Here is a 6211-nt window from a genome sequence, read left to right on the forward strand (position 1 = left end):
ACGAGGCCCGGCCGTTCAAGTGGACCAAGACCGCCGACCAGATCATCGACCGCATCTGCCGCTACTGCTCACGCATCTCCGAACCAGCTCACTAGCCGTTTGCCGCCGGTGTCGTGCCACTGCCCGAATGTCTCCGTTTCGTCGGTGCGGAGCTGCCCGAAGCCGCCATCCGTCCCGAAGTACTGCTCGATGCGGGCGGTGGCGGCGGCGTTCGGATCAGCGACTGGGCGAATCCGCCGAGCCGGGCCGCAGGCATCCTGCGCTCCTCCGGCCAGCTCGCACCTTTCACGGTCACCATCCGCACGCCGCCGCGGTGGTCGCCCACGATCATCATGTGCTGCTCGGCCTTTGGTGACTGCAGCACCCCCCCGTCCTCGTGGGTTCCGCTACTCGCTAGGCTCTGGCCCTTCTGCGGAGCGCCGGAGAACTTGTTCTGACAGCGCACTCGCCGCCCCTGCACAAGTCTCGTGAGCCGGGCTACAAGCAGGTCGCATTGCAGGTGCGAGATGCTCGACCGTTCGCGGCGCGTCCCGGGCGGCGCAGGCGCGCAGCAGCAATCTGTCCAGAACGAGCCGTGACCAGCTGCCCGTTGGCCCGGACTCGCGCCTCGCGCCTCGCGCCTCGCGCCTTTAGCGTAGTCGGGTGGCGTCCGATTTGCGCTCAAGCAAAGCCGACTTCGACAAGATCAAGACGGTTCGCGCGAACGCCATGCCATGGGCCAGGGCGACGGTGTCCCTTCATGGTGCGGAACCGCCGCCATCGTCCCTTCCAGCCCTTGTTCAATCTATCGAGATTCGATAGATTCCCGTCGCAACTCGATGGAAGGGCGGATCATGGGAAAGCTAGCAGTGCGTGCGCTTCGCACCGTGCTCGTGGCGGTGTTCGCCGGCACCGTGTTCGTACAGGCATTGATGGTGTGGGTGTTGGCCACCGACCCGGAGGACGGGTCGCTCCCGCTGACCCCGCTGCGCGTGATCACGATCCTCGGCATGGTGGCGAGCCAGGTCGCCCTGGTCAGCGTATGGCGGCTGGTGACGATGGTGCGACGCGGAACCGTGTTCTCCCACGCCGCCTTCCGGTACGTGGACGCCGTGATCGGCGCGATCGTGGCGGCTGCCCTCCTGTGGTTCGCGGTCACCGCCCTCAATGCGCCCGGCCAGCGGGACGACCCTGGCGTCACCGTCATCATGGGCGGGGTGGGCCTGGCCATCCTGGGGGTCGCACTCATCGTGCTCGTGCTGCGGATGCTGCTCGCCCAGGCCGTCGCGCGCGACGTCGCAGCGGCGCAGATGCAGGCCGAGTTGGACGAGGTGATCTGATGCCGATCATCGTCGACATCGACGTGATGCTGGCCAGGCGGAAGATGTCCGTCGGTGAGCTCGCGGACCGCGTAGGGATCACGCCCGCCAACCTGGCGGTACTCAAGAACGGCCGCGCCAAGGCGGTGCGCTTCACGACGCTCGCCGCGCTCTGCGCGGTGCTCAAGTGCCAGCCGGGCGACCTGCTGCGCTGGGAGGCCGAGGACGCCGCGGGCGGACGACGTACCCCAAAGCGGGCGTGAAACACCTGCCACCACCGGCCTGACACGGCACATCAACCGCACGGACGTGAATCGCCGATCGCCCGCAGCACAGTCGTCCCGTCGCTGGACGAACAGCCATAGCTACGCCATAGGTGCTTTACACCGAATCGCGACGATCCGTCAGGTCGACGAGGTTGCGGGAACATGGCAGGTACGGGCTTCCAACATCATGAACTTCCCGCCGCCCCGTGATCCGAGTGGAAGACGGTGCCTGCCGAGGTAGCATCGCCGATCCCGCCTGCCTTTGACCACTCCGCAAGCGTCCCGGGGCCATACCCGGCGGCCATGCAAAACGGATCCTTCGCCTTTCTCTGCCGTGCCCTGTCGCCCCCCCGTTGCACTGGGAGGGCGTCAAGCCGGTGCCTGCGGGCACTCGATGGAGGCGGCGTATCCCCCTGCGACGTCTCCGGGGCCACAATGGCGGCATGCGGTGGGGGAAAGACCGGGGTCAGCTCATCGAGCAGGCGAGCAGGGATTAAGTGCCCAGCTGTCGGGCGAAGGCAACGAAGCGGAACCTGAACGCCTGGGGCAAGGGCTCGAGTGTGCGCGTGTGGGGCCTGCGCAACGCGGATGCGCCACACGGCACCCTGTCACCACTGACCTCGGACCGTCTCAGAAGCATCCGGGTATCCGTCCCCGACTCGACGGGTCTGGTTCTGCGAGCGAGACGAGACGCGGTGCGTTCAGCGGATCGTGGACCGCCACAAGGAGTTCAATTGCGACGGCTACTACGGACACCGCGTCTGCCGACACTGGCCGAACCGGGCCGTGGGGTGGACTGCGGTCACCGTTGCTGCCGTGCATCGAAGTGGGCCGTGGCCAGGACGGAGCCGTCCGCGTCCAGCAGCCTGGCACCGGACGCCGTATCCAGGCGACTCGCGTGGGGGCTCCCCGGTAACCTCGGCCGACGTCGTCGAGGGCGAACTCCCCGATGTGGACCGATGTGCCGTCCGTAAGCTCCAGTCCACAGCTGACCTTTCCGGCATCCGGGTACTCACTCCGGCCTGAGCGTCGGATCCGGACCAGTCCCGGCCGAGGTGGACTGACATGTTGACCCAGCCCGGAGATCCGGTATAGGCGAAGATCTGGCCTACCGGGGGTGCTCGGAACCCTGCAGAGACGCCGTCGGCAGACCATGCTCCGAGCCGGGCGGCTCCGAACTCCGCGAGGCGGGAGGCGACACTCCCTCCATGGCCGTACCGACGGCCCAGCCGCCGAAACCGAACCCGATGGCGATCGCGGCGGCGGACGCGATCACCACGCCGGCCCGTGGTCGCCGCCGACGCCCCGACCGGCCCAGACGCAACCCGTCGATCACCCGTGTCTCGAAGCCGGCGGGTGGCCTGCTGCCCGGCAGGAGAGAGCAGTCCATCACCCGCGAACGTCAGCTGCTCGAAGTGCTACCGGGAGGTGGGGCAGCGGTCCAGGTGCGCGATGGCCTCGGCGCGCTCCTGACCGGGGGATACTCAGCGCCAGCTCGCCGGCGACGGCGCCCCGACGCTCGCAGTCCCTGTCACTCATGGTTGGCTCGCTCGGGTCCCAGAACCGTCCGTAGTTTCCCCATCGCAGCCCCGATCCCTGTCTTCGCCGCGCCCAGGGGGATCCCTTAGGGGTCGTTTTATCCGGCGTTTCATTCCGGGATACGGCATTGATTCGGTGATGTCGGGTCGCGCCAAGAGATGGTGGACTCACCGGTGAGGCGGCGGGCCATCAGGTCGCTCATAGCCAGGTGGATCATGGCCTCGGAGCGGGCCGGGAGGGTCGCGTAGTCGCGAGCCAGGCGGCGGTGGAGCATCAGCCAGCCGTATGTCCGCTCGACCGCCCAGCGTTTCGGGATAGGGGTGAAGCCCCTGGTCCCGGGGACGCGGGCGGTGATTTCCATGTCGATGCCGAGGGAGGCGGCGTGCTCGACGAAGTGCTTGCGGTAACCGCCGTCGACCCAGGCCTTGCGCGGGTCGGGGTGAGCGGCGGCGACCTGGCTGAGCAACTGAGTGCCGGCCACGGAGTCCTGGACGCTGGCCGCGGTGACCAGCACCGTGAGCAGCAGGCCGAGTATGTCGGTCACGATGCTGCGCTTGCGGCCCGTGATCTTCGTGGCGTTGTCCGTGCCCTGACTTGCGGCGGCGACGCTGGTGGAGGTCTTGACGCTCTGTGCATCGATCACGCACGCCGACGGCTTCGCGTTCCGGCCCTCCCGTTGGCGCACCAACTCCCGTAGCAGGCCGTTGAGCTGGGCAAAAAATGCCGTCCGACTGCCACTTGGCAAAGTAGCCGTAGACCGTGTTCCAATGCGGGAAATCATGCGGCAGGTAGCGCCACTGGGCCCCGGTGCGATCCACGTACAAGATCGCGTTCATGATCTCGCGCAGGTCGTGCTCGGGCGGCCGGCCGAACCCCAGGGCCCGGCCGTGATGCTCATAGCGCCAGGCGGACAACACCGGCTCGATCGACTCCCAGCGGGCATCGGACAGATCACTCGGATACGCACGACGGTCGGCCATGACCTGGGAGATACCGCCGGTCGGGGGCGTGCGCCCAGGCGTGTGTTCTGCCTGGCCGAAGCACGGAACAGATACGGGCGTCTTGGAATGAGACGAGTCTAGGCCGACTCCTGCCCCAAATGTCACACCACCCACCTCTGCAGGCAGCTCCAGCCCGGACGCCCCACCCGAACCAGTTCATCAGTGGGCGCAATAGCGGAAATAGCACCGCACTACGGATGAAAACGACCTCTTAGCTTGTTCTTTTTCTTCCGACCTCGAATGGCGACTCGAACTACGTCGCTCACCTGGGCATTCACCGGACGTGAGGGCGGCCTTCGCTTGATCCTGTGCTCCGTCACAGAGGTACGGGATCAACCGAAGGCCGTTGTCATGAGTGTGGTGTGCCGCGATGTCCGGCGCGAAGCGTTCGCTGAAGCGTCACGCTTCCGGGGCCAGTTCTACGAGTGTCTGACCGCTCGACGTGACGAACTGTTCGAGCTGACCGATGCACTGCTGTGCGCCGACGGGCCGGTCCTCTCGCCGGTGGACCTGACGCTGGTGCCCGAGCACCGTCGTGGTCACGGCGCGTTATACGGAGCCCTCAATCGCGGCCGGATCGACGTCGGCGGGTTGCGAACCCTGCTGGCCGACATGCCCCTGCCGCGGTTCGAGGGCGGGCGCCTGGTGCTCGCGGTCGACGTATCTCCGTGGCTTCGTTCGGACGCGCCATGCTCGGCGGACCGGCTGTTCTGCCATGTCTATGGCCGGGCGAAGTCCGCCTCCCAGTTCATCCCGGGCTGGCCCTACTCCTTCGTCACCGTTCTTGAGCCCGGGGCCACCTCGTGGACGTCGATCTTGGATGTGGTCCGGCTCGGGCCCGAGGACGATGCGACCGCGGTCACCGCCGCCCAGCTCCGCGCCGTGGTCGAGCGGTTCATCGCGGCCGGCCAGTGGACGCCCTCGGGCCCGGCCATCACGATCGTTATGGACGCCGGCTATGACGTCACCCGCCTGGCCTGGGTCCTGCGGGATCTTCCCGTCGAACTGGTCGGCAGGGTCCGCTCGGACCGGGTGATGCGCTGTCCGGCACCCTCGCGTGAGGAGTTCCATCGCGCCCACCCCCGCGGTGGCCACCCGCCCAAGCACGGGCCGGAGTTCCGCTTCGCCAAACCGGAGACCTGGCCCGAGGCGGTGATCACCACGGCCACCGACACCGTGAACTACGGCAAGGCCGAAGCCCAGGCGTGGGACCGGGTCCACCCGAGACTGACCCACCGCTCGGCCTGGTTGGAGCACGACGGTGAACTTCCCATCATGGAGGGCACCTTGGTCCGCCTCAAGGTTGAGCACCTCTCCAAAGACCGGGACGCCCCGCCAGTCTGGCTGTGGTCCTCCAAGACCGGCGCCGCCCCGGCGGACGTGGACCTGTGCTGGCAGGTGTTCCTCAGGAGGTTCGATCTTGAACACACCTTCAGGTTCGGAAAGCAGACGCTCGGCTGGACCACTCCGAAGATCCGTACCCCCGAGGCGGCGGACCGCTGGACCTGGCTCCTGGTCGTCGCCCACACCCAGCTCCGCCTCGCCCGGCCGCTGGCCGCCGATCTCCGTCGGCCCTGGGAGAAGCCGGCCAAGCCCGAACGCCTCACCCCGGCCCGGGTCCGCCGGGGGTTCAGGAACATCCGAGCCCACCTGCTCTGCCCGGCCCGTGTTCCCCAACCTCGTGGCACCGGTCCCGGACGGCCGCCCGGGAGTAAGAATCACCGTCCCGCGCCCCGCTACGACGTGGGCAAGACCGTCAAACGCCCCGAGACCCTCAAAGCCATCGGCAGACCAGGCAGATCTTGGTAGATAAAGAACAAGCTTAGAAGCTGTGTCACATCCTCTTTTTGCAGGTCACGGCGTTATGAAGCGCAGTGTTGACTGTGTTTGCCGTTCGGTTCGGCGTCAACTGGTCACTGCGATGGCTCGACCGGCCATACACGTGGCAGAACAGACGGTCTGGGCTGGTCGGGGCGTCTGACCGGGGCAAGTTGCTCACGTCAACGGCCAGCACTAGGGTCCGTCTTCAAAGGGATCTTGCCCAGAGCAGGAACGACGCGAGTGTGACCGCCGCTTCATAGGAGGTGGCGGTCTTGTCGTATCTGGT

Annotated in this window: 4 protein-coding genes and 1 pseudogene; 3 read left to right on the forward strand and 2 right to left on the reverse strand. The window is 67.1% G+C overall.

Translation table 11 applies throughout. The annotated features are described in order from the left end of the window. Positions 1-833: 833 nt before the first annotated feature. Both ACZ7NC_RS44105 and ACZ7NC_RS44110 read left to right on the forward strand, forming a co-directional pair. On the forward strand, positions 834-1319 hold the full coding sequence (locus tag ACZ7NC_RS44105) for a DUF2975 domain-containing protein (protein WP_471497737.1): 486 nt from the start codon (positions 834-836) through the stop codon (positions 1317-1319). Beyond that, complete coding sequence (locus ACZ7NC_RS44110; protein WP_471497739.1) at positions 1319-1561, forward strand: helix-turn-helix domain-containing protein; 243 nt, start codon at positions 1319-1321, stop codon at positions 1559-1561. Before ACZ7NC_RS44105 ends, ACZ7NC_RS44110 begins: the two co-directional genes overlap by 1 nt. A gap of 1111 nt (positions 1562-2672) precedes the next feature. Here ACZ7NC_RS44110 and ACZ7NC_RS44115 read toward each other — a convergent pair. Both ACZ7NC_RS44115 and ACZ7NC_RS44120 read right to left on the reverse strand, forming a co-directional pair. Next, a complete protein-coding gene (locus ACZ7NC_RS44115) occupies positions 2673-2954 on the reverse strand; it encodes a hypothetical protein (protein ID WP_471497741.1) in 282 nt (93 codons plus the stop codon). A gap of 258 nt (positions 2955-3212) precedes the next feature. Further along, positions 3213-4083, reverse strand: a pseudogene (locus ACZ7NC_RS44120) (IS5 family transposase). Between the two features lie 372 nt (positions 4084-4455). On the opposite strand from ACZ7NC_RS44120, the gene ACZ7NC_RS44125 reads away from it, so the two are divergent. Beyond that, a complete protein-coding gene (locus ACZ7NC_RS44125) occupies positions 4456-5913 on the forward strand; it encodes an NF041680 family putative transposase (RefSeq protein ID WP_471497743.1) in 1458 nt (485 codons plus the stop codon). The last annotated feature ends 298 nt before the right edge of the window (positions 5914-6211 follow it).

The sequence above is a fragment of the Streptomyces sp. NPDC111802 genome, assembly GCF_055634335.1.

Bases quoted from the DNA above. Each gene is read 5' to 3' on its own strand.
- ACZ7NC_RS44115 (WP_471497741.1), bottom strand. From the start codon at position 2,954: ATGGACTGCTCTCTCCTGCCGGGCAGCAGGCCACCCGCCGGCTTCGAG.
- ACZ7NC_RS44125 (WP_471497743.1), top strand. From the start codon at position 4,456: ATGAGTGTGGTGTGCCGCGATGTCCGGCGCGAAGCGTTCGCTGAAGCG.
- ACZ7NC_RS44110 (WP_471497739.1), top strand. From the start codon at position 1,319: ATGCCGATCATCGTCGACATCGACGTGATGCTGGCCAGGCGGAAGATG.
- ACZ7NC_RS44105 (WP_471497737.1), top strand. From the start codon at position 834: ATGGGAAAGCTAGCAGTGCGTGCGCTTCGCACCGTGCTCGTGGCGGTG.